We start from the raw sequence: 20,694 nt of genomic DNA on the forward strand, positions 1-20,694 counted from the left end.
GGACGCTACTTCAGCGTCGCCGAGGTGAGGCCCGCCTGGATCTGGCGCTGGAAGGAGAGGTAGACCACCAGCATCGGGACCATCGCGATGGTGGCACCGGCGAACAGCACCGGCAGGTCCGTCTCGTAGCCCATCTGGTACTGGAGCTGGATGAGCCCCTGGGTGAGCATGTACCGCTCGGGGTCGGCGCTCGTCTGCGGCTGCATCAGCACGGCGGGCAGGATGTACTGGTTCCACTGGCCCAGGACGTTGAAGATGCCGACGCTGATCAGGCCGGGCTTGGCCATCGGCAGCATCACCTGGAAGAAGATCCGGGTGTCGGAGGCCCCGTCGATGACCGCCGCCTCGTGGATCGCCGTCGGCAGCGTGCGGAAGAAGGAGTGCATGAAGAAGACCGTGAAGGGCATCGAGTAGGCGACGTACACCAGGACCAGGCCCTGATAGGTGTTCAGCATGTCGAAGCGCTTGACCATGAAGAAGAGCGGTACGAGCGCCAGGAACACGGGGAACATCGCCCCGCTGACGAAGAAGTAGTAGATGAGCCGGTTGCCCGTGAAGGGGTAGCGGGCCAGCACGTACGCGGCCATGGAGCCGAACAGCATGGTCAGCGGGACCGAGAACACCAGCACGATGAGGGTGTGGGCGAAGTAGCCTCCGATGCCCTTCGTCCAGGCCCGCCCGAAGGCGTCGAAGTGCCAGTTGGAGGGCCAGCTCAGGGCCGAGCCGCCGATCTGCGCGTCGGTCTTGAAGGCGCCGAGCGCGAGCCAGAGCAGCGGCAGCACGATCATTATCGCCCAGACGACGAGGAAGCCGTGCGAGAAGACGTTGAGGGTCGCGCCCTCGGAGCGGCGCCCGTCCCGCTTCCCCGTCCGTCCGGCGCCGCCCGGCCGCTCCCCGGCCTTCTCGCCCGGGGCCTTGATCACTGTGGACTGTGCAGTCATCGTGGAACTCCGCTCAGAACTCGATGCGCTCGCGGCGGGTGGCGCGCAGCGTGACGACGGAGAGGATCATGGTCAGGGCGAGCATGACCACGCCCATGGCGCAGGCGTAGCCGCTCTTGCCGAAGTAGAGGAAGTTGCGCATCAGCACCGTCGACATGACCTCGCTGTGGTGGTCGGGTCCGCCGCCGAACTGGCCCGAGGTCATGGTCGACACCAGGACGAACATGTCCATCGCGGCGATGCCCAGATAGACCGCGGAGGTCTGCACAGAGTCCCACAGCAGGGGCAGCGTGACCTTGAAGAAGGTCTGGGCGCGCCCGGCGCCGTCGAGCAGCGCGGCCTCGTAGATGTCCTTGGGGACGGACTGCATGGCCGCGGAGAAGAGGACGAGGTAGAAGCCGACGCCGTGCCAGACGACGACGAGGAGCAGGCACCACAGGACGAGGTCCGGCTCGTTGAGCCATTCGACCGGGTGGTTCGCGTCGATCAGGCCGAGCTGGGTCAGGAAGCCGTTGAGCAGGCCGCCCTCGTCGCTGCGGTAGATCGCGCCGAAGAGCACGGAGAGGATGGCGAGGGAGAGGACCTGCGGGAAGAAGTAGACGACCTTGTAGATGCGCGATCCGCCGACTCCCTGCACTCCGCCGGCCCCGCCGCGCCCGCCCGCGTTCACCATGAAGGCGAAGAAGAGGGCGAGCAGGATGGTGACGAGCGGGACGAACACCAGGAGCAGCAGGTTGTGCCAGAGCGCGCCGCGGAAGACCTCGTCCTTCAGCAGGGCCGCGTAGTTGTCCGTGCCGACGAAGTCGAACGTCGGTGACTGCCCGGTCCAGTTGGTGAAGGAATAACCGAACGTCTGCACGTACGGCCAGATGACGAAGGTCAGGTACAGCGCGAGGGGCGCGAAGAGGAAGCCGGCGATGAAGCCGTACTTCCCTCTCCCCTGGGCTACATGGCTCATGGTGTCCGTCCCCGCAGTGGTCAGCTGCGCTTGTTGTTCTTGGCGTTCGGGTCCTGGGCCGCCTTGTTCACCGCCGCCTGGGCCCGCTTGATCCACTCCTTGGGCTGGATCCGCTGCGCCATGAGCTCATTGGACGCGTTCTGGATCTCCGTGTCCATCTCGCTGTACCAGTCGGGGTAGCGGTAGCTGAAGGTGTTGCCGCCCGCGGCCTTCAGCGCCTCGACCGCGGACTGGGTGCCGGGCCGCAGCTTGACGCTCGGATCGACGCCGTCCTTGACGACCGTGAGCGAGTTGGCCTGCTGGGCGAAGATCGTCGACCATTCCCGGGACAGCATCGAACGGAGGAACTCCAGGCCCGCGGCCTTGTTGGCGGCCTTCTCCGGGACGATGAACGGCTCGTCGACGCCGGCCCGGATGGCCTCCAGGGGCATCTTGCTTTCGGCGAGCAGGGGTACCGGCAGGAACTTCATGTCGAAGTCCTCCGGGGTCTGCTTGAGCTGCTCGTTCTCCAGCCAGGAGCCGGAGGGGATGAACGCGGCCTTGTACTGGTTCCAGGCCGTCTGGGACTCCGTGTGGGTGAGGCCGTTGGTGCCCGGCATCAGCAGGCCCTTCTCGACCACCTCGTAGACCGCCTCGACCGCGGCGAGGGCGGCCGCGCTGCCCTCGAAGGCGTTCGGTTCCAGGTTGTCGATCGCCTTCACCGCGTCCAGACCGCCCTTCTTGGCGATCAGGTCCATGATGACGACGTTGATGTAATACGGGAACTTGCCCTGGTGGGCGAGGCCGCCGATGCCCGCCTCCTTGGCCTTGGTGCAGACGGCGAGGAACTCGTCCCAGGTCTTGGGCTCCGTCCAGCCCTTCTCCTTGAAGAGCTTGCCCGAGTACCAGAAGCCGAACACGGCGTACACGTACTTCAGGACGAGGTATTTGCCGCCCAGCATGCCCTGTTCGACGGCCCCGTCCACGAGGGTGTCGCGTACCTTCTTGCTCGGGTCGTCGAGCGAGGGCGCGTCGAGCACGGCGTTGAGGTCGGCCAGCTGGCCGCCCTTGCCGAGCACGTCCAGCGGGATCCTCTGGGCACCGGAGTCGTCGACGACGTCCGGCGGGTTCCCGCCGTTGAAGCGGGGCTGCAGTTTGGCGGTGATCTCCTGGGTGCCCAGGTGGGAGCTGGTGGTGCCCCACTTCTTGTCGAAGGCGGCCTCCCAGGCCTTCGCGTAGTCGTCGCCGAACCCGCCCTTGAAGACGACGACGTCCAGCTTGCCGCCCTTCGGGACGCCGAAAGGGTTCTCCTTGGTCACCGGGGCCTTGGCCGGGCCCTTCGTGGAGTTCTCCTCACCGCCGGAGGCGCAGGCGGACAGGAAGCTCATCGTCGGCACCGTGATCAGTCCGAGTGCGGCGGAGCGCTTGATCAGGTCGCGGCGTCCGAGGCCCTCACCAGTGGATCCCATGCTCGTGTCCTCGCCTTCGTCAGAAGTGGGAAGGAGGCCGGAGATTCACGGTGGTCACCGTGCATGCGGACATCACCACAGGTCCCCGCCCGTCCCCCGGCCCGGAGCCACCCGTCTCTCGGTGATCCGGACGGGCACAGGTATAGTCCACTCCCGCTCGTGTGAGCAAGATCATGCACATTTATGGCCACCAGTTTTTCCGAGTTGAGACCTGTCCGTCATCTGGCACCGCCGTGACGAAAATGCGGAAGGGCCGTATCCCCGTGGCGGGGATACGGCCCTATGGTGCCGATTCAGCGGAGAAGGGCTCCGCTTGGCGCGCCCTTAACCCCGGATGAGGTTCCGGAGCACGAACTGCATGATGCCGCCGTTGCGGTAGTAGTCCGCCTCGCCCGGCGTGTCGATGCGGACGACCGCGTCGAACTCCACACCGGTGTCGGTGGTCACCTTGACCGTGCGCGGGGTGGTGCCGTTGTTCAGCTCCTCCACACCGGTGAAGGAGAAGGTCTCCTCGCCGGTCAGACCCAGGGAGGCCGCGGTGGCACCCTCCGGGAACTGCAGCGGCAGGACGCCCATGCCGATCAGGTTGGAGCGGTGGATGCGCTCGTAGGACTCGGCGATGACGGCCTTGACGCCGAGCAGCGCGGTGCCCTTGGCGGCCCAGTCGCGGGACGAGCCGGAGCCGTACTCCTTGCCCGCCAGGATGACCAGCGGGATGCCGGCGGCCTGGTAGTTCTGCGAGGCGTCGTAGATGAAGGAGACCGGCGCGCCGTCGACGGTGAAGTCGCGGGTGAAGCCGCCCTCGGTGCCCGGCGCGATCTGGTTGCGCAGGCGGATGTTGGCGAAGGTGCCGCGGATCATGACCTCGTGGTTGCCGCGGCGGGAACCGTACGAGTTGAAGTCGCGGCGCTCGACACCGTGCTCGGTGAGGTACTTGCCGGCCGGGGTGTCGGCCTTGATCGCACCGGCCGGGGAGATGTGGTCGGTGGTGACCGAGTCGCCCAGCTTCGCCAGCACGCGCGCACCGGCGATGTCGGAGACCGGGGTGGTCTCCATCGTCATGCCCTCGAAGTAAGGGGGCTTGCGGACGTAGGTGGACTGCGGGTCCCACTCGAAGGTGTTGCCGGTCGGGATCGACAGCGCCTGCCACTGGGCGTCGCCCGCGAAGACGTCCTGGTAGGACTTGCTGAACATGTCCTCGCCGATCGCGTTCGCCACGACGTCGTTGACCTCGGCCTCGGAGGGCCAGATGTCCTGGAGGAAGACCGGCTTGCCCTCGGTGTCGGTGCCGATGGCGTCCTTGGTGATGTCCACCTTCATGGAGCCCGCGATGGCGTACGCGACGACCAGCGGCGGGGAGGCCAGGTAGTTCATCTTGACGTCGGGGTTGATGCGGCCCTCGAAGTTGCGGTTGCCCGAGAGGACCGAGGTGACCGCGAGGTCGTGCTCGTTGATCGCCTTCGAGATCTCCTCGTCCAGCGGACCGGAGTTGCCGATGCAGGTGGTGCAGCCGTACCCGACGAGGTTGAAGCCCATCTTGTCGAGGTACGGGGTCAGGCCGGCCTTGTCGAAGTAGTCGGTGACGACCTTCGAGCCCGGGGCCAGGGTGGTCTTGACCCACGGCTTGCGGGTCAGGCCCTTCTCGACCGCCTTCTTGGCCACGAGCGCCGCGGCGACCATGACGTAGGGGTTCGAGGTGTTGGTGCAGGAGGTGATCGCGGCGACGGTGACGGCGCCGTGGTCGATCTCGAAGGAGGTGCCGTCGGCCAGGGTGACCTGGGTCGGGCGGCTCGGTACGCCGTTGGTGGCGGCCGGGGCGTCGGAGGCCGGGAAGGACTCCTTGCCCGCCTCGTCGTCGTCCTCGACGTAGTTGCGCACGTCCTGCGCGAACTGCTCGGCGGCGTTGGCGAGGACGATGCGGTCCTGCGGGCGCTTCGGGCCGGCGATGGAGGGGACGACCGTGGAGAGGTCGAGCTCCAGCTTCTCGGAGAAGTCCGGCTCGGCGGCCGGGTCCAGCCACAGGCCCTGCTCCTTGGCGTACGCCTCGACGAGCGCGACCTGCTGGGCGTCGCGGCCGGTCAGGCGCAGGTACTTCAGGGTCTCGTCGTCGATCGGGAAGATCGCGGCGGTGGAGCCGAACTCCGGCGACATGTTGCCGATGGTGGCGCGGTTCGCCAGCGAGGTGGCGGCGACGCCCTCACCGTAGAACTCGACGAACTTGCCGACGACGCCGTGCTTGCGGAGCATCTCGGTGATGGTCAGCACGAGGTCGGTGGCGGTGGTGCCGGTGGGCAGCTCGCCGGTCAGCTTGAAGCCCACGACGCGCGGGATCAGCATGGAGACCGGCTGGCCGAGCATCGCGGCCTCGGCCTCGATGCCGCCGACGCCCCAGCCCAGCACGCCGAGGCCGTTGACCATGGTGGTGTGCGAGTCGGTGCCGACGAGGGTGTCGGGGTACGCCTGGCCACCCCGGACCATGACCGTGCGCGCCAGGTGCTCGATGTTGACCTGGTGGACGATGCCGGTGCCCGGCGGGACGACCTTGAAGTCGTCGAAGGCGGTCTGGCCCCAGCGCAGGAACTGGTAGCGCTCCTTGTTGCGGCCGTACTCGAGCTCGACGTTCTGCGCGAAGGCGTCCTTCGTGCCGAACTTGTCGGCGATGACCGAGTGGTCGATGACCATCTCGGCGGGCGAGAGCGGGTTGATCTTCGCCGGGTCGCCGCCGAGCGCCTTCACGGCCTCACGCATGGTGGCGAGGTCCACCACGCAGGGGACGCCGGTGAAGTCCTGCATGATCACGCGGGCCGGCGTGAACTGGATCTCCTCGCTGGGCTGGGCCTGCGAGTCCCAGTTGCCGAGCGACCGGATGTGGTCGGCGGTGATGTTCGCGCCGTCCTCGGTGCGAAGCAGGTTCTCCAGCAGGACCTTCAGGCTGTAGGGAAGGCGGGCGGAGCCCTCGACCTTGTCCAGCTTGAAGATCTCGTACGACTCGTCGCCCACCTGCAGCGTGCTGCGGGCGTCGAAGCTGTTCGCCGACACGACAGTCTCCTTCATGCATGAATTCGCGCGTATTACCGCAATCCTGCCGCCACGCCCCTTGGCCAATCCGCTAAGGTAGGGCTAAGTTAGGTAACCCTTACCAGCGGGGGCGGCTGCGGTACGCCTTCGGCAGATATCTCGATGTCGAGATAACTCTAGTACATGTCCGGGGGGAGGGACGAGGCGCGCACCCGCAGTCCCGCCGGGACCGTCAGCTGACCAGGCGATTCCGCATGCCCGGATTCGATCAGGTTGACCAGGACAGACACCGCCGAAGCGGCGATCCGCTCCGGGTTCAGGGTGACGGTGGTCACGGCGGGGTCGGTCTCGGCGTACGCCGGATCCTCGCTGGCGCAGACCAGCAGCAGACCGCCGTGCCCCGGGCTGCCGGGCGCGCCGGGGACTGCGGGTGCGCCGGGGACTGCGGGTGCGCCGGGGACTGCGGGTGCTCCCCGTACGCCGGGTGTACGCAGACCGTGGCGCGCGGCGGCGGCCAGCACCTGCCGCCCCCCGGGGTCGTACACGCAGTAGACGGCGTCGGGGCGGTCCGGCCGGGTGAAGGCGGAGTCGAAGGCGTGCCCCGCCGCGTCGTCCGGGTCGAAGGGGACCACGAGCGGAGCCAGGCCGCGCTCCGCGCACCACTGTTCGTAGGCCGAGGTGACGGCTCCGGTGTAGAACTCCCGGCCGTAGCCCGAGTGCAGTGCGATCCGCCGGGCCCCGGACGCCGCGAGGTGGTCGAGCACCTCCCGCGTGGTGGCGGTGTGGTCGTTGTCCACCCACACGTCCCCCGGCCAGGGGTCGGGCGGCCGGCCGTCGAAGACCACCGGCAGACCCCGCGCCCGCAGGGCCCGCAGCACCGGGTCCCCGGCCGGGCTGTCGAGCAGCAGCATCCCGTCCACGGCGAGCGTGTGCCACAGCGGCTCGGCGCCCCGGTCGGCGGGCAGGGTGGTCAGGGCGTACCCGTGCGCGTGCGCGGCCGAGGTCGCGGCAGTGAGCCAGCGGGAGAAGTAGGCGATCCGCACGAAGTCCCAGGCGTCCCCCGCGTACGTGGTCACCGCGACGCCGAGGCTGCGGGTGCGCGGGCCGCGGCGGGCTCCGTAGCCGAGCGCGCCCGCCACCTCGCGGACCCGTCGCCGGGTGGACTCGCCGAGGCGGCCGGTGCCGTTGAGCGCGTGCGAGACGGTCGCGGTGGAGACCTCGGCGGCGCGCGCGATGTCGGCGAGGGTCGGTCCCGGCGCGGGTGGGTGCTCTGGCACGCGGCCATCGTACGGATTTCGTCGCCGGAGGCGGCTTCTGGTTAAGCGGTTAATCAAACAGTGTCCTGGCCACACCAACGTTTGGAGTGGGCATGACGTCTTCTTCGCACCTTTCCCGCCGGGGACTCCTCGCCGCCGCGGGGATCACGGGGGTCGCCGGGGCCGCGGGCCTGCTGGGGGCCGCTCCGGCCTCGGCCGCCCCGGCGCCCGCGGCCTCGTCCTCCCACGGGCGCGGTTCGGCGGCCCTGGTGGTCCGCAACGCCGCGGTGTTCACCGGGACCGGCGGCCGGGCTCCCGTCGAGGCCGTCGCGGTCGGCCGGGACGGCACGATCCTGGCCACCGGGACGGACGCGGCGCTGCGCCGGTACGTGGGCCGGGACACCGAGGTCGTCGACGCCCGGGGCAACACGGTCATGAGCGGCATCCACGACGGCCACGTCCACCCGCTCGGCGCGGGCGAGCGCTCGCTGTCCCCCTCGCTGGAGGGCGCTGAGACCACCCTGGCCGAGCTCCAGGAGCTCCTGACCGGCTTCCTCGCCGAGACGGGGGGCGCGGGCGCGGAGCCCGACCGCTGGCTGGTGGTCGAGGACTGGAACCCGGTCGGGCTGCTCCCCACGGGCACCAACCCCCACCACACGATGCTGGACGCGCTCCCGACCCGGCGGCCGATCGCCCTCGTCGGCGGCGACGGGCACAACCTGTGGGCCAACCAGCGGGCCCTGGACATCGCCGGGATCACGGCGGCCACGCCCGACCCGGTCGGCGGCAAGGTGGTCAAGGGCGCGGACGGGCGGCCGACGGGCGTCCTCAAGGACGACGCCCAGGGCCTGGTACGGCGGCACGTACCGGAGCCCACCCGGGCCGACCTGGTCGCGGCCTGCGCCAAGGTGCTGGAGCTGGCGGCCGCCTCCGGGGTCACCACGATGATGGACGCGCTGGTGGGGCGGCACGAACTGGAGCTGTACCAGGCGCTGTCGGCGGCGGGGAAGCTGCCGCAGCGGATCGTCCCGGCGATCCGGCTGGAGGCGGAGCAGACCAAGGACCCGGCGGGTTCGCTGGCGTACGCGCGGGGCCTGCGACGGGAGTTCGCGGGCGTACGGGGGCTGCGGTTCGGGATGGTCAAGGTGTTCCTGGACGGGGTCATCGAGTACCCGGCGCAGACCGCCGCACTGCTGAGGCCCTACCTCGACGGGCAGGGCTGGCCGACCGGCAACCGGGGCGAGCTGTACACCTCGGCGGCGGACTACGGCCGGCTCAGCGCCGCCTTCAACAAGGCGGGCTGGCAGATGCACGCCCACGGGCTCGGCGACCGTGCGGTACGCACCGCTCTGGACGGGTACGCGTACGCCAAGCGGGTGACGGGCCTGCGGGACGCCCGTAACGCGGTGGCGCACCTGCAGCTCGTGGACCCGGCGGACCTGCGGCGCTTCGCGCAGCTGGGGGTCACGGCGTGCATGCAGCTCCAGTGGGCGGCGAAGGACACCTGGACGATGGAGGCGCTCCTTCCCTACATCGGCCCCGAGCGGCACCGGTGGATGTACCCGGCGCGGAGCCTGGAGAAGGCGGGGGCGCGGCTGTCGGGCGGCTCCGACTGGCCGGTGGACGCCCTCCAGGTGTGGAACCAGCTGCGGACGGCGATCGACCGCCAGGGCGCTTTCGGGGCGGGCCCGCTGTACCGCGAACTGGAGGGGCTCGGCCGGGAGGCGGTCCTGCGGATGCACACGTCGGGAACGGCCTGGCAGCTGCGCCAGGAGGGCCTGACGGGCACGGTGGAGCCGGGCAGGGCGGCGGACCTGGTGGTGCTGGACCGGGACGTGACGCGCTGCCCGGTGGCCGACATCAGCGGGACGGGGGTACGGATGACCCTGGTCGGCGGCCGTGTGGTGCACGACGCGGATTCGGCGTCGGGCCGGGCGGCCGCGGCGCGGGTGGCGGGCGCCGTCTCGGGCCCGCGCCCGGCTTCGTACGCGGCGGTGCACGCCGGGGGGCGGCACCACGCCTGCAAGCACTGAGCGGGGCGCGGCGGCCGGGCGCCGGTGCGGGCCGCCGGTGCCGGGCGCCACGGCCGGGCTCGGCTGCCGCTCGGCGGCCGGGCTCGGCTGCCGGGCTCAGCTGCCGGGCTCAGCTGCCGGGCTCGCCGGGCTCAGCCCGCCGCGAGGCCGTGCCGGGCGGCCCAGGAGTTGAGCGCACCCAGGAACGGGAGCAGCTCACCCGCCTGCTGGGCCGCATCGTCGACCATCACGCGTACGGGCACCCCGTCATGGGACCTGATGGCCGGTAACTTCCACTCAATTCACCCATTTGCCGCACCCAGCGCAAGGGTCATCTCATATCTGAGATAGCGTGCCCCCATGGCAGACGACTACCTCGTACGCATCGGCAAGCTCATCCGTGACGCCCGGCAGCACCGGGGCTGGACACAGAGTCAGCTCGCCGACGCCCTCGGCACCAGCCAGAGCGCAGTGAACCGCATCGAGCGCGGCAACCAGAACATCAGCCTTGAGATGATCGCCCGAATCGGCGAAGCGCTCGACAGCGAGATCGTCTCCCTGGGCTACGCCGGCCCGATGCACCTGCGCGTGGTGGGCGGCCGCCGTCTGTCCGGCGCCATCGACGTCAAGACGAGCAAGAACGCGTGCGTCGCCCTGCTCTGCGCCTCGCTGCTCAACAAGGGCCGTACGGTGCTGCGGCGGGTGGCCCGCATCGAGGAGGTCTACCGCCTCCTGGAGGTCCTGAACTCCATCGGCGTGCGCACCCGCTGGATCAACGACGGCGTGGACCTGGAGCTGATCCCGCCGGCCCGCCTCGACATGGAGGCCATGGACGCGGACGCGGCCCGCCGGACCCGGAGCATCATCATGTTCCTGGGCCCGCTGCTGCACCGGATGGAAACGTTCCGCCTGCCCTACGCGGGCGGCTGCGACCTCGGCACCCGCACCATCGAACCGCATATGATCGCCCTGCGCCGCTTCGGCCTGGACATCACCGCGACCGAGGGCATCTACCACGCGAAGGTCGTCCCCGGGATCTCCCCGGACCGCCCGATCGTGCTGACCGAGCGCGGGGACACCGTCACCGAGAACGCGCTGCTGGCCGCCGCCCGGCACGACGGCGTGACCGTCATCCGCAACGCCTCCTCCAACTACATGGTTCAGGACCTGTGCTTCTTCCTGGAGGCCCTGGGCGTACGGGTCGACGGCGTCGGCACCACCACCCTCACCGTCCACGGCGTCCCGAGCATCGACGTGGACGTGGACTACTCCCCCTCCGAGGACCCGGTCGAGGCGATGAGCCTGCTCGCCGCCGCGGTCGTCACGGAGTCGGAACTCACCATCCGCCGGGTGCCGATCGAGTTCATGGAGATCGAGCTCGCGGTCCTGGAGGAGATGGGCCTGGACCACGACCGCTCGGCGGAGTACACGGCCGACAACGGCCGCACCCGCCTGGTCGACCTCACGGTCCGCCCCTCGAAGCTCGAAGCCCCGATCGACAAGATCCACCCCATGCCGTTCCCCGGGCTGAACATCGACAACGTCCCCTTCTTCGCGGCCATCGCCGCCGTGGCGCAGGGTCAGACCCTGATCCACGACTGGGTGTACGACAACCGGGCCATCTACCTGACGGACCTGAACCGCCTCGGCGGCCGCCTCCAGCTCCTCGACCCCCACCGCGTCCTGGTCGAGGGCCCCACGCGCTGGCGCGCGGCGGAAATGATGTGCCCGCCGGCCCTGCGCCCGGCGGTGGTCGTCCTCCTGGCGATGATGGCGGCCGAGGGCACGTCCGTGCTGCGCAACGTCTACGTGATCAACCGCGGCTACGAGGAACTGGCCGAGCGCCTCAACTCGGTGGGCGCCCAGATCGAGATCTTCCGCGACATCTAAACGCTGGACGCAACCTGTCGAAGCAGGCAATAAGTAAGCCCCCGCCAACCCGGAGATCCGGACTGGCGGGGCTTGTGCGTTCCCCGGGCTCGGCCACCGCCCCAGAAGGCGGACCGCTCGCACTCCTCCTCGCCGACCGGGCCGGCTCGGGCAGCCCGACGACGAGCTGATCCTGAAGGCCGCGGACAGGGCTTCACCGGCTGCCCGCCGTCCGCGCGGTGTTCGAGGACCCCGCCGGTCGAGTTTCTGCGCATACACCCGCGCCCCGCCCCTACGCGTCTGGAGCGGGGCGGCGTGCCGTCCGGATTCGGTAGGGTGCTGCCCCTGCTCCAGGGAGGTAAGACGTGGAAGACGAACCCCTTGCCCAGTGGGCCGCACGCCGCCAAGGCCGCCTGCGCAAGCCCGGCGAGAAGAAGGCCATCACCCTCGGCACCGGCCCGCAGCGCGCCGCCCACCTCGATCCCGAGGCCCCGCGTCTGATCCTGGAGTGGGACGGCTTCGCCTGGCAGGCGTTGACGACGGTGGAGGACTACGCGGCGGCCTGCCGCGCCCTCAGCCCCACACACGAAGCCGCCCCGGCCGACCGGCCCGGGGCGACCGGCCCCACCACCGGACGCAACCCCTTGGCTCCGGGCACCGGACGCCACCGCAAGCCCCGGCCCTGAACCCTGCCGACCGACTCGCCGAGCTCGCGCTGACGTCCAACGCGGAGCCGGAACCCAGCTCGTCGGGTCGGACGCCGTCTGTTCGCCCGTCGCCAGGTCCTTCACCTCGTGCGGCGCCCCCCTCGAAAGGCGGGAACCAGACGAACGGGACGCCCTTCCGGGGCGCGTAGCGGACCTGCTTGGCCACCTTGTCGGCCTGGTGGCAGAGCTCGACGTTCATCCCCCGCCCGTAGTTCGGCCGGTCGACGAACGTGCAGTAGTCGAGCCCGTGGGCGATCGAGAGGTCGGCGACGACGCTGCCGGCCAGCAGGTCGGCGAGGGAATCCAGTACGCAGCTCTGCTCGCCGAGGCCTTCGGTGACCAGATCGGACGTCACGCCCAGGCTCTTGATGCCCGTCCACGACGGCCGGGCCGGTGCCGCGCATCCGGGCGAGCGCGAGGCAGGAATCGACGGTCCGTGCGGACAGGCCGGCAGATCCAGTCTGGTCGTGATCTCGTGGATCACGCGCGGCAGCTCGGCATCGACGCTGCATCTGACAGCGCTTGAACGGGAACACGAGCTCGTTGAAGTGCTGGGCCGTGCAGCGCGCGAACGCCGGTGACCGGCGTCGTACAGAGACCTGCGCGCCATCAGCCGAGTTGAAGCGGCGCGGCGGGCCCTGACGCGCCGGACCGCTCGCGCCTCCATCTCACCCCTCGTCAACACTGGTAGCGAATTCAACCTTCTGGGTATCTTGAACGCCGCTCAACGAGCACGTAGACCCAGGAGTTCCCGATGACCATGCCGCCCCGCAGCAAGTCGACGACGGTGAAGATGCGCTGGAGAGGCGCCCTCACCGTCATGGCCGCCGTTCTGTCGCTCGCCGCCTGCGACCCGGCCGCGCCCGCCACCACCCCGAGCGCCAGCGCCGCCGTCACCGTCAGCGCGAGCCCCAGCCCCAGTCCTAGCCCCTCCGTGGTGCCGGCCGACCCGACTCCGAGCGCCAGCGCGGCCCCGACCGCCGACCCCACCACCGCGGCGCCGACCCCTATGGTCCCGGTCGCCGAGCCCACCACCAAGGGGCCGGAGCCCACCAAGGCCGCCCCGGCCCCGCCGGCTCCCACCCGTACCCGCACCCAGGCGCCCGCGCCGGAGCCCACCAAGGCGAGCACCGACTGCTATCCCCGTTCCAACGCCGGCAACTGCTACAGGGCCGGTCAGATATGCCGGAAGGCCGATGTCGGCACGTCCGGCCGGGACGCCAACGGGCGTACGATCCACTGCCGTCACGACGACAGCGTGGGCCAGCGCTGGGGCTACTGACCGCCCACGGACCGCCGTTTCCTACGCCGCCTGCGGGGTGAAGGGGTGGAGGGAGTCCCCGCCGGGGCCGCCGACGATGCCGAAGGTGCTCTCCGGGACCTCGTTCCAGGCGCCGGGGAGGTCACCGAGGGGTTCGGAGACGACCAGGCGGGTCTCGTCGGAGACCTCCTGGAGGAACTCCACGTCGGGGTGCAGCCTGCGCAGCGCGTCCACCCGGCTGCTGTAGAACAGCGACCTCGACTCACCCCGGCTGGAGTAGCGGAAGGCCCACAGGCGTTCGCCGTCGCTGATGGCGAGGGTCATCTGGAGCGGGTACTCCACGCCGTGCTCACGGCCGACGCGCTCCACCACGCCCGCCATCCGGGCCACCGCGCCCGGCGGGTCCGCCTCCAGACCCAAGGTGAGCGCCAGGTGGAACATCACCTCGGAGTCCGTCGAACCCTCGACGTCGGAGTACAGCGAGGGGTCGATGAGCAGGGTGAGTTCCCGCCGCATCCGGTGGAAGTCGGTGATGGCCCCGTTGTGCATGAACAGCCAGCGGCCGTACCGGAACGGGTGACAGTTCGTCTGCTGCACCGCCGTGCCGGTCGACGCCCGGATGTGGGCGAAGAACAGCGGGGACCGGACGTGGTCCGCGATCTCCCGCAGGTTGCGGTTGTTCCAGGCGGGGCCGATGTCCCTGAAGGTCGCCGGGGTGGCCGTGTCCTCCTGCGTGTACCACCCGACGCCGAATCCGTCGCCGTTCGTCGTCTCCACGCCCAGCCTGGAGTGCAGGCTCTGGTCGATCAGCGAGTGGGCCGGTTTGTAGAGGATGGTTTCGAGCAGCAGGGGCGTACCCGAATACGCGAGCCACCGGCACATGAGCCATCACCTCGGGGGTGCGACGCGGATAACCACTCCATTGTGGCCGCGCCCCCTGCTGATCGCCAGGCGGCACGGGCCGACCCGCAGGCGGCGGGGATGGTGGTCATCCGGCCACTCATCGGCCTGAAGGGACGCCGTCCTCGCCTGGTGCGCGCGGGCGCGGCAGAATCGGCCTTCCGTAGGACGAAGGGGCGGCCATGGCAGTGGGAACGAACTCCGGAGCGGATACGGGGAAGGCGGTGCCCGGGCTTACGGGGGTGCCGCTGCTCGGGTCGCTCTTCGACCTGAAGTCCGACTCCCTCGGTACCTATCTGCGGGCCCAGCACCGGCACGGCGACCTGGTACGGATCACGGCCGGTCCACCCGGGATGCGTGCCGAGCTGTACTGCGTCTTCTCCCCCGAGGGCGTCCAGCAGGTGCTCGCCTCCGACGCGGCCCGCTTCCGCAAGGACAACCGCTTCTACCAGGAGGTCCGGGAGTCCTTCGGCAACGGGCTGCTGACCAGTCAGGACGAGGACTACCTGCGCCAGCGCCGGCTCGTGCAGCCGCTGTTCACCCGGCGCCGGGTGGACGGCTACGCCGAGGTGGTCGCCGCCGAGACCGCATCGGTCCTCACCGCCTGGGGCGACGCCCCGGGCGGCATCGTGGACGTCTCCGACGAGATGACGCACCTCGCCCTGCGCGCCGTCGCCCGCATCCTCTTCGGCACCGACGTCGAGGCCACCGCCGATGTCGTGACCGAATGTTTCCCGGTCATCACCGACTACGTGCTGCGCCGTGGCTACTCACCCGCCAGCATCCCGCGCGACTGGCCCACCCCCGGCAACCGGCGCGCGGCCGCCGCGATGGACGAGCTCTACGGGGTGTGCGACCGGATCATCGCGGAGCGCCGGCTCGCCGGGGCCGGGGCAGGAGTCGGGGCAGGAGCCGAGGCCGAGGCTCCCGGCGAGGATCTGCTCACGCTGCTCGCCGGCGCCCGGAGTTCGGACGACGGGGAATTCGACGCCGGCGAGCTGCGCGACCAGGTGCTGATCTTCCTGCTCGCCGGGCACGAGACGACCGCCACGTCCCTCTGCTTCGCCCTGCACCTGCTGGCCCGCCACCCGGAGGAGCAGTCCCGGGCCCGCGAGGAGATCTCCCGCGTCCTGGGCGACCGTACGCCCGGCGCCGCCGACCTGGACCGGCTTCCGTACCTCACCCAGGTCCTCAAGGAGGCCATGCGGCTCTATCCGGCCGCGCCGGTCATCGGGCGCAAGGCCGTCGCCGCCACCCGGATCGGGGAGCACACCGTGCCCGCGGGCGCGGACGTGATATTGGCGCCCTGGGTGACGCACCGGCACCCCGCCTACTGGCCGGACCCGGACCGTTTCGACCCCGGGCGCTTCACGCCCGAGGCGGAGGCGGGGCGGCCGCGCTACGCCTGGTTCCCGTTCGGCGGGGGGCCGCGCGCGTGCATCGGGCAGCACTTCTCGATGCTGGAGTCGGTGATAGCGCTGGCGATGATCCTGCGGGCCTACGCGTTCGAGGCCGTGGACACCGAGATCCCGGTCGGCGCCGGGATCACCCTGCGGACGAACGGCCCTGCGCGCTGCCGGATCCGGCGCCTGAACGGGTGACGGCCGCCCGGACGCGGTCCGGACGCGCGCCGCGCTCCGGGCCGTGCTCCGGGCCGGATATTGGGATGCGGGCAGGTCAGGGCGGGTCGTAGGGTCGATGCCCGTGGAACCACTCACCGAGAAACAGATCCGTTCATCCTTCGTGAACTGCACGAAGGGCGAGGCGTCGCGGCTGCGGCTGCCGCTCGACTTCGCCGAACTGCCCTGGAAGGACCTGGACTTCCTGGGGTGGGTGGACCCGGGAGCGCCCCTGCGGGCCCATCTCGTGCTGCCCCGGGAGGGCGGCGGCGGTCCGCTGGGGATCTCGCTGCGCGTACCGGCCGTCGGCCGCACCAGCGTGGTGAAGTCCAGCCTGTGCCAGATCTGCCTGACCGGTCACGCCTCTTCCGGGGTCACTCTGCTGGCCGCCCCGCTGGCGGGCGCCCGCGGCCGCGAGGGCAACACGGTGGGCACGTACATCTGCGCCGACCTCGCCTGCCCCTTGTACGTACGCGGCAAGCGACAGCCGAAGCTGCGCGCCGGGCGGTACGAGGAGTCCCTGACGCTGGACGAGCGGCTCGCCCGGATGTCCGACAACCTGGACGCCTTCGCGGCCCGCGTCACCGCGGCGTAGCCGGGCCGAAGGCCCTCGGACCTCAGGTCCGGTCGGCCGCCGGCTTCTGGTGGCCCTGCAGACGGGCGAGGTCCGAGGGGCGGACCTGGATGACGAACAGCGCGATCAGCGCTCCGACCAGGGTGAACAGGGACGCCACGACGAAGGCCGCGCTGATGCCCGAGGTGAGGACCTGGTCGCCCCACGGTTTCGGGAGTTGCCCGGTGCGCTGGAAGAAGGCCTTCTGCACCGGCCCGGCGGTGCTGAGGAAGTCCGGGATCTGCTGCTTGGCCTCGTTGCGGCTCGCCGTGCCGTAGACGGTCACCAGGATCGACAGGCCCAGCGAGCCGCCCACCTGTTGCATCGTGTTCAGCAGTCCGGAGGCCGCTCCCGACTCCCGGTCGGTGACGTTGGACAGCGCCATCAGCGTCAGCGAGACGAACTGCAGGCCCATGCCGAGGGCGAAGAGCAGCATCGGGCCCAGGATGCTGCCGAGATACGTCGAGTTGACGTCGGTCTGCGTCAGCCAGGCGAGTCCGGCCGCCGAGGACAGCGCGCCGGTGACCATGAAGGGTTTGGGGCCGAACTTGGGCAGCAGTTTCGCGGTGGTCGCGGCGCCCACGGCGATCACCGCACTGACCGGCAGGAAGGCGAGGCCGGCCTGGATCGGGCTGAAACCCAGCACGATCTGCACGAAGAGGGTGAGGAAGAAGAACATGCCGAAGATCGCGCAGGCGAGCATGAGCATGATGCCGTAGGTCCCGGCCCGGTTGCGGTCGGCGAACATGTGCAGCGGGGTGATCGGCTGCGGCGAGTGGCGTTCGTTGAGGATGAAGAGGGTCAGCAGGACCACGGCGGCGCCGAAGGAGCCGAGGGTGACCGGGTCGCGCCAGCCCTCCTGGGACGCCCTGATGAAGCCGTATACGAGCGAGACCATGCCCAGGGTCGACAGCAGCGCGCCCGCGAAGTCGAAGTGTCCCGGGTGGCGTTCGGACTCGTGCAGGACCTTCGTGGCGAGAACGGCGATCACGATGGCGATGGGGACGTTGACGAAGAGCACCCAGCGCCAGTCGAGCCATTCGACGAGGATGCCGCCCGCGAGGAGTCCGATCGCGCCGCCGGCGGCCGAGACGCCGGCGAACACGCCGAACGCCCGGTTGCGGGCCGGGCCTTCGCGGAAGGTGGTGGTGATCAGCGCGAGGGAGGTCGGCGAGGCGATGGCGCCGCCGACGCCCTGGAGGGCGCGTGCGGCCATCAGCTGGCCCTCGTTCTGGGCGAGTCCGCCGAGCAGCGAGGCGAGCCCGAAGAGCAGGACGCCGAAGATGAAGACGCGTTTGCGGCCGAGGATGTCGCCGGTGCGGCCGCCGAGGAGCAGAAGTCCGCCGAAGGCGAGGGTGTAGGCGTTGACGACCCAGGAAAGGCTCTCGGTCGAGAAGCCGAGAGCGGTCTGGATGTGGGGCAGCGCGATGTTCACGATCGTGATGTCGAGAACCACCATGAGTTGGCAGGAGGCGATGACGAACAGGGCGAGTACGCTGCCGCTTCCCCGGACCTTGCCTTCGGTCCCGCTGTTGCTCGGCGATGCGTTCAGATCCACCTTTTAGACGCTAAGCCCGCGCCTCTGGGGTCACCACTCGAACAGCCTAGTAGTGGTGACATTTCACATGTCACACTACGATCATGGATGACTTCCTCAGGCTCTCCGCGAGCACCGCCCGCTTCACCTACGGCGCCCCGCGCGCCTTCTCCTTCGGGGACGGCGGCCGGCTGCTCTGGTTCCTCCGGTCGACGGGCCCCACCGACGCCTTCGACTCGCTCTGGGTGCTCGACACCACCACCGGCGCCGAGACCCGGCTCGCCGATCCCCGCGAACTGTGCCCCGAGCCCGGCCCCCTCCCCGTGGCCGAGCGCCGACTGCGCGAGCGGACCCGGCTCGTCGCCGCCGGCATCGGCTCGTACGCCCTCTCCGGCGACGGCCTGCACGCCGTCTTCGCGCTGTACGGGCGGCTCTTCGAGGTCACCGCGGGCGGGGCCGGAACGCCCAAGGAGATCCCGGCCGCCGGACCCGCGCTGGACCCGCGGCCGAACGCCGACGGCTCGCGCACCGCGTACGTCGCCGACGACGTCCTGTACGTCGCCCCGGGCGGCCGGATCAGCCCGGACGACGGGGCCCGCTGGGGCCTCGCCGAATTCGCCGCCGCCGAGGAGCTGGGTCGCCACCGGGGCCACTGGTGGTCCCCGGACGGGATCACCCTGCTGGCCACCCGCGTCGACGAATCCGCCCTCCAGCGGCGCTGGTTCGCCGACCCGGCGCACCCGGAGCTGCCGGCCGAGGACTTCGCCTACCCCGAGGCCGGCGGGCCCAACGCCGACGTCCAGCTGTGGGTGCTCGGCGACGGCGGGACCCGGATACGGCTCGACTGGGACGCCGACACCTACCCGTACGTCTCCGACGCGGGCTGGGAGTCCGCCACCGAGATCCTGCTGACCGTCCAGGACCGGCTCCAGCAGAACGTACTGCTGCTCTCCGCCGACCCGGCCACCGGCCGCACCCGGGAGCTGTCCCGCACCACGCACCCGCAGTGGGTGGACCCCCTGGTCCCCGGCACCCCGGCCCGCCTCGCCGACGGGCGGATGCTGACCTCCGCCGACACCGCGGGCGGCGCCGCCCGCGCCCTGGCGGTGGACGGCGAACCGCTCACCGGGGACGGGATCCAGGTCCGCGCGGTGGCCGGGGTCCACGAGGGCCTGCTGCTGATCGAGGCGGGCCTGCGCGACCCGTCCGAGCAGCAGGTGCTGCTGCTGGACCCGGCCACCGGGGAGCTGACCCCGGTCGCCGACGGGCCCGGCGTGCACACCGTGGCCGCGTCCGCCGGGACCCTGCTGCTGACCTGCGCCGACGCCGATGGCGTACGGCGCACCGTACGCACTCCCGACGGGCGGGAGTTCACCCCCGCCGACCTGTCCGAGCCGCTGCCCTACCGGGTGGACGCGATCCTGGAGCGGGTCACCGAGCACGGCGTCCCCACCGCCCTCGTACTGCCCCGCGACCACGTCCCCGGCCGGCGGCTGCCCGTCCTGGTCGACGGCTACGGCGGCCCCGGCATGCAGGACGTCACCGCCGACCCGCGCCGCCGCCAGCACCGCCAGTGGTGGGCCGACCAGGGCTTCGCGGTGGTCACCATCGACAACCGCGGCACCCCGTACGTCTCCCCCGCCTACACGCACGCCATGTACCGCGGCTTCTCCGAGGTCACCCTCGACGACCAGGTCGCGGCGCTCCACGCGCTCGCCGCCCGCCACACCGACCTCGACCTCGGCCGGGTCGGGGTGCGCGGCTGGTCCTACGGCGGCTACCTCGCGGCCATGGCGGTCCTGCGCCGCCCCGACGTCTTCCACGCGGCGGCCGCCGGGGCCGCGCCGACCGACTTCCGGCACTACGACACGGCGTACACCGAGCGGTACCTGGGCCTCCCACAGGAGCAGTCCGAGGTGTACGAGCGGGACTCCCTCATCCCGGACGCCCCGGAACTGTCCCGCCCCCTGCTGCTGATCACGGGCCTGGCCGACGACAACGTCCACCCGTCCCACACCCTGCGCCTCTCCCAGGCGCTCACCGACGCGGGCCGCCCGCACCAGCTGCTGGCCCTCCCCGGCGTCACCCACATGACCCCGGGCGGCACCCGGGAGAAGCTGATGGCGCTGGAGCTGGAGTTCTTCCGCCGCGAACTGGCCTGAGCACCCTCCCCTGCGCCCCGCCGGCCTCGACACCGGCGGGGCGTGCCCGGCCGGGCGGTCAGGGCCGCGGGGCGAGGACCATCCGGATCAGGGCGGTCAGGACCACGGCTGCCACCGGTGCGTACCACCAGCGCCGCAGCCGGCCCGTGTTCACGCAGACCGCCGTGACCGCGACGGCCAGGAGCTCCACCGCCAGGCCGAGCCCGGCCATCAGGCGCGCCGTATCCGTCACCGTACGGTCCCAGGGCCCTTCGGACTGCGTGAGCAGCGCACCGAGGACGAAGAATCCCGCCACGGTGTGCAGGGCCAGCAGGACGGCAGCCGCCGCGGCCGTCACCGCGCGCAGCGGGTTCCGGCGGGCACTCCCGGACTCCGGATCAGCGTTCATGAGCA

General features: G+C 70.8%; 16 protein-coding genes. 7 read left to right on the plus strand and 9 right to left on the minus strand.

The window, feature by feature from the left end; translation table 11 throughout:
* Nucleotides 1–5: 5 nt before the first annotated feature.
* The 5 genes from ACZ573_RS12885 to ACZ573_RS12905 form a co-directional block, all read right to left on the minus strand.
* Nucleotides 6–941: a carbohydrate ABC transporter permease gene (locus ACZ573_RS12885; RefSeq protein WP_471302849.1), complete on the minus strand. Its 936-nt coding sequence runs from the start codon at nt 939–941 to the stop codon at nt 6–8.
* 13 nt (nt 942–954) lie between these two features.
* On the minus strand, nt 955–1,899 hold the full coding sequence (locus ACZ573_RS12890) for a carbohydrate ABC transporter permease (RefSeq protein WP_471302851.1): 945 nt from the start codon (nt 1,897–1,899) through the stop codon (nt 955–957).
* Between the two features lie 20 nt (nt 1,900–1,919).
* Nucleotides 1,920–3,347, minus strand: coding sequence for an N-acetylglucosamine/diacetylchitobiose ABC transporter substrate-binding protein (ngcE, locus tag ACZ573_RS12895; protein ID WP_471302854.1), 1,428 nt, complete (start codon nt 3,345–3,347; stop codon nt 1,920–1,922).
* 324 nt (nt 3,348–3,671) lie between these two features.
* A complete protein-coding gene (gene acnA, locus ACZ573_RS12900; protein WP_471302856.1) occupies nt 3,672–6,401 on the minus strand; it encodes an aconitate hydratase AcnA in 2,730 nt (909 codons plus the stop codon).
* A 140-nt stretch (nt 6,402–6,541) separates the two neighbouring features.
* Complete coding sequence (locus tag ACZ573_RS12905) at nt 6,542–7,642, minus strand: LacI family DNA-binding transcriptional regulator (protein WP_471302859.1); 1,101 nt, start codon at nt 7,640–7,642, stop codon at nt 6,542–6,544.
* 92 nt (nt 7,643–7,734) lie between these two features.
* On the opposite strand from ACZ573_RS12905, the gene ACZ573_RS12910 reads away from it, so the two are divergent.
* The 4 genes from ACZ573_RS12910 (at nt 7,735) to ACZ573_RS12925 (ending at nt 12,790) form a co-directional block, all read left to right on the plus strand.
* On the plus strand, nt 7,735–9,654 hold the full coding sequence (locus tag ACZ573_RS12910; protein ID WP_471302861.1) for an amidohydrolase: 1,920 nt from the start codon (nt 7,735–7,737) through the stop codon (nt 9,652–9,654).
* Between the two features lie 339 nt (nt 9,655–9,993).
* A complete protein-coding gene (locus ACZ573_RS12915; RefSeq protein WP_030008959.1) occupies nt 9,994–11,523 on the plus strand; it encodes a helix-turn-helix domain-containing protein in 1,530 nt (509 codons plus the stop codon).
* A gap of 344 nt (nt 11,524–11,867) precedes the next feature.
* Nucleotides 11,868–12,188 carry a DUF6087 family protein gene (locus tag ACZ573_RS12920; protein WP_471302864.1) on the plus strand — a complete coding sequence of 107 codons (321 nt, stop codon included), beginning with the start codon at nt 11,868–11,870 and terminating at the stop codon, nt 12,186–12,188.
* Between the two features lie 389 nt (nt 12,189–12,577).
* On the plus strand, nt 12,578–12,790 hold the full coding sequence (locus ACZ573_RS12925) for a hypothetical protein (protein WP_471302865.1): 213 nt from the start codon (nt 12,578–12,580) through the stop codon (nt 12,788–12,790).
* A 115-nt stretch (nt 12,791–12,905) separates the two neighbouring features.
* Here the strand turns inward: ACZ573_RS12925 and ACZ573_RS12930 are convergent, their stop codons facing one another.
* On the minus strand, nt 12,906–13,340 hold the full coding sequence (locus ACZ573_RS12930; protein ID WP_471302868.1) for a hypothetical protein: 435 nt from the start codon (nt 13,338–13,340) through the stop codon (nt 12,906–12,908).
* 172 nt (nt 13,341–13,512) lie between these two features.
* Nucleotides 13,513–14,352, minus strand: a complete 840-nt coding sequence (locus ACZ573_RS12935; protein WP_471302870.1) for a class II glutamine amidotransferase — start codon at nt 14,350–14,352, stop codon at nt 13,513–13,515.
* A gap of 200 nt (nt 14,353–14,552) precedes the next feature.
* On the opposite strand from ACZ573_RS12935, the gene ACZ573_RS12940 reads away from it, so the two are divergent.
* Entirely contained in the window at nt 14,553–15,971 is a 1,419-nt protein-coding gene (locus tag ACZ573_RS12940; RefSeq protein WP_471302873.1) for a cytochrome P450, read from the plus strand.
* Nucleotides 15,972–16,074: 103 nt separating this feature from the next.
* Nucleotides 16,075–16,584 (plus strand): FBP domain-containing protein, encoded by a 510-nt coding sequence (locus tag ACZ573_RS12945; RefSeq protein ID WP_471302875.1) that lies wholly within the window; start codon nt 16,075–16,077, stop codon nt 16,582–16,584.
* Between the two features lie 22 nt (nt 16,585–16,606).
* Here ACZ573_RS12945 and ACZ573_RS12950 read toward each other — a convergent pair whose 3' ends face one another.
* The gene (locus tag ACZ573_RS12950; RefSeq protein WP_471303303.1) at nt 16,607–18,154 is read right to left on the minus strand and encodes an MFS transporter; all 1,548 of its coding nucleotides are present in this window, start codon (nt 18,152–18,154) and stop codon (nt 16,607–16,609) included.
* A gap of 89 nt (nt 18,155–18,243) precedes the next feature.
* On the opposite strand from ACZ573_RS12950, the gene ACZ573_RS12955 reads away from it, so the two are divergent.
* The gene (locus ACZ573_RS12955) at nt 18,244–20,301 is read left to right on the plus strand and encodes a S9 family peptidase (RefSeq protein ID WP_471302877.1); all 2,058 of its coding nucleotides are present in this window, start codon (nt 18,244–18,246) and stop codon (nt 20,299–20,301) included.
* Nucleotides 20,302–20,359: 58 nt separating this feature from the next.
* Here the strand turns inward: ACZ573_RS12955 and ACZ573_RS12960 are convergent, their stop codons facing one another.
* Nucleotides 20,360–20,689, minus strand: a complete 330-nt coding sequence (locus tag ACZ573_RS12960) for a hypothetical protein (RefSeq protein WP_471302879.1) — start codon at nt 20,687–20,689, stop codon at nt 20,360–20,362.
* Nucleotides 20,690–20,694 lie beyond the last annotated feature (5 nt).

This window comes from Streptomyces sp. NPDC040545 (assembly GCF_055595065.1).

Excerpts from the sequence above, each read along its gene's own strand:
- ACZ573_RS12885 (WP_471302849.1), bottom strand. The coding sequence starts at position 941 with ATGACTGCACAGTCCACAGTGATCAAGGCCCCGGGCGAGAAGGCCGGG.
- ACZ573_RS12890 (WP_471302851.1), bottom strand. The coding sequence starts at position 1,899 with ATGAGCCATGTAGCCCAGGGGAGAGGGAAGTACGGCTTCATCGCCGGC.
- ngcE (WP_471302854.1), bottom strand. The coding sequence starts at position 3,347 with ATGGGATCCACTGGTGAGGGCCTCGGACGCCGCGACCTGATCAAGCGC.
- acnA (WP_471302856.1), bottom strand. The coding sequence starts at position 6,401 with ATGAAGGAGACTGTCGTGTCGGCGAACAGCTTCGACGCCCGCAGCACG.
- ACZ573_RS12910 (WP_471302861.1), top strand. The coding sequence starts at position 7,735 with ATGACGTCTTCTTCGCACCTTTCCCGCCGGGGACTCCTCGCCGCCGCG.
- ACZ573_RS12915 (WP_030008959.1), top strand. The coding sequence starts at position 9,994 with ATGGCAGACGACTACCTCGTACGCATCGGCAAGCTCATCCGTGACGCC.
- ACZ573_RS12925 (WP_471302865.1), top strand. The coding sequence starts at position 12,578 with ATGCCCGTCCACGACGGCCGGGCCGGTGCCGCGCATCCGGGCGAGCGC.
- ACZ573_RS12935 (WP_471302870.1), bottom strand. The coding sequence starts at position 14,352 with ATGTGCCGGTGGCTCGCGTATTCGGGTACGCCCCTGCTGCTCGAAACC.
- ACZ573_RS12940 (WP_471302873.1), top strand. The coding sequence starts at position 14,553 with ATGGCAGTGGGAACGAACTCCGGAGCGGATACGGGGAAGGCGGTGCCC.
- ACZ573_RS12955 (WP_471302877.1), top strand. The coding sequence starts at position 18,244 with ATGGATGACTTCCTCAGGCTCTCCGCGAGCACCGCCCGCTTCACCTAC.
- ACZ573_RS12960 (WP_471302879.1), bottom strand. The coding sequence starts at position 20,689 with ATGAACGCTGATCCGGAGTCCGGGAGTGCCCGCCGGAACCCGCTGCGC.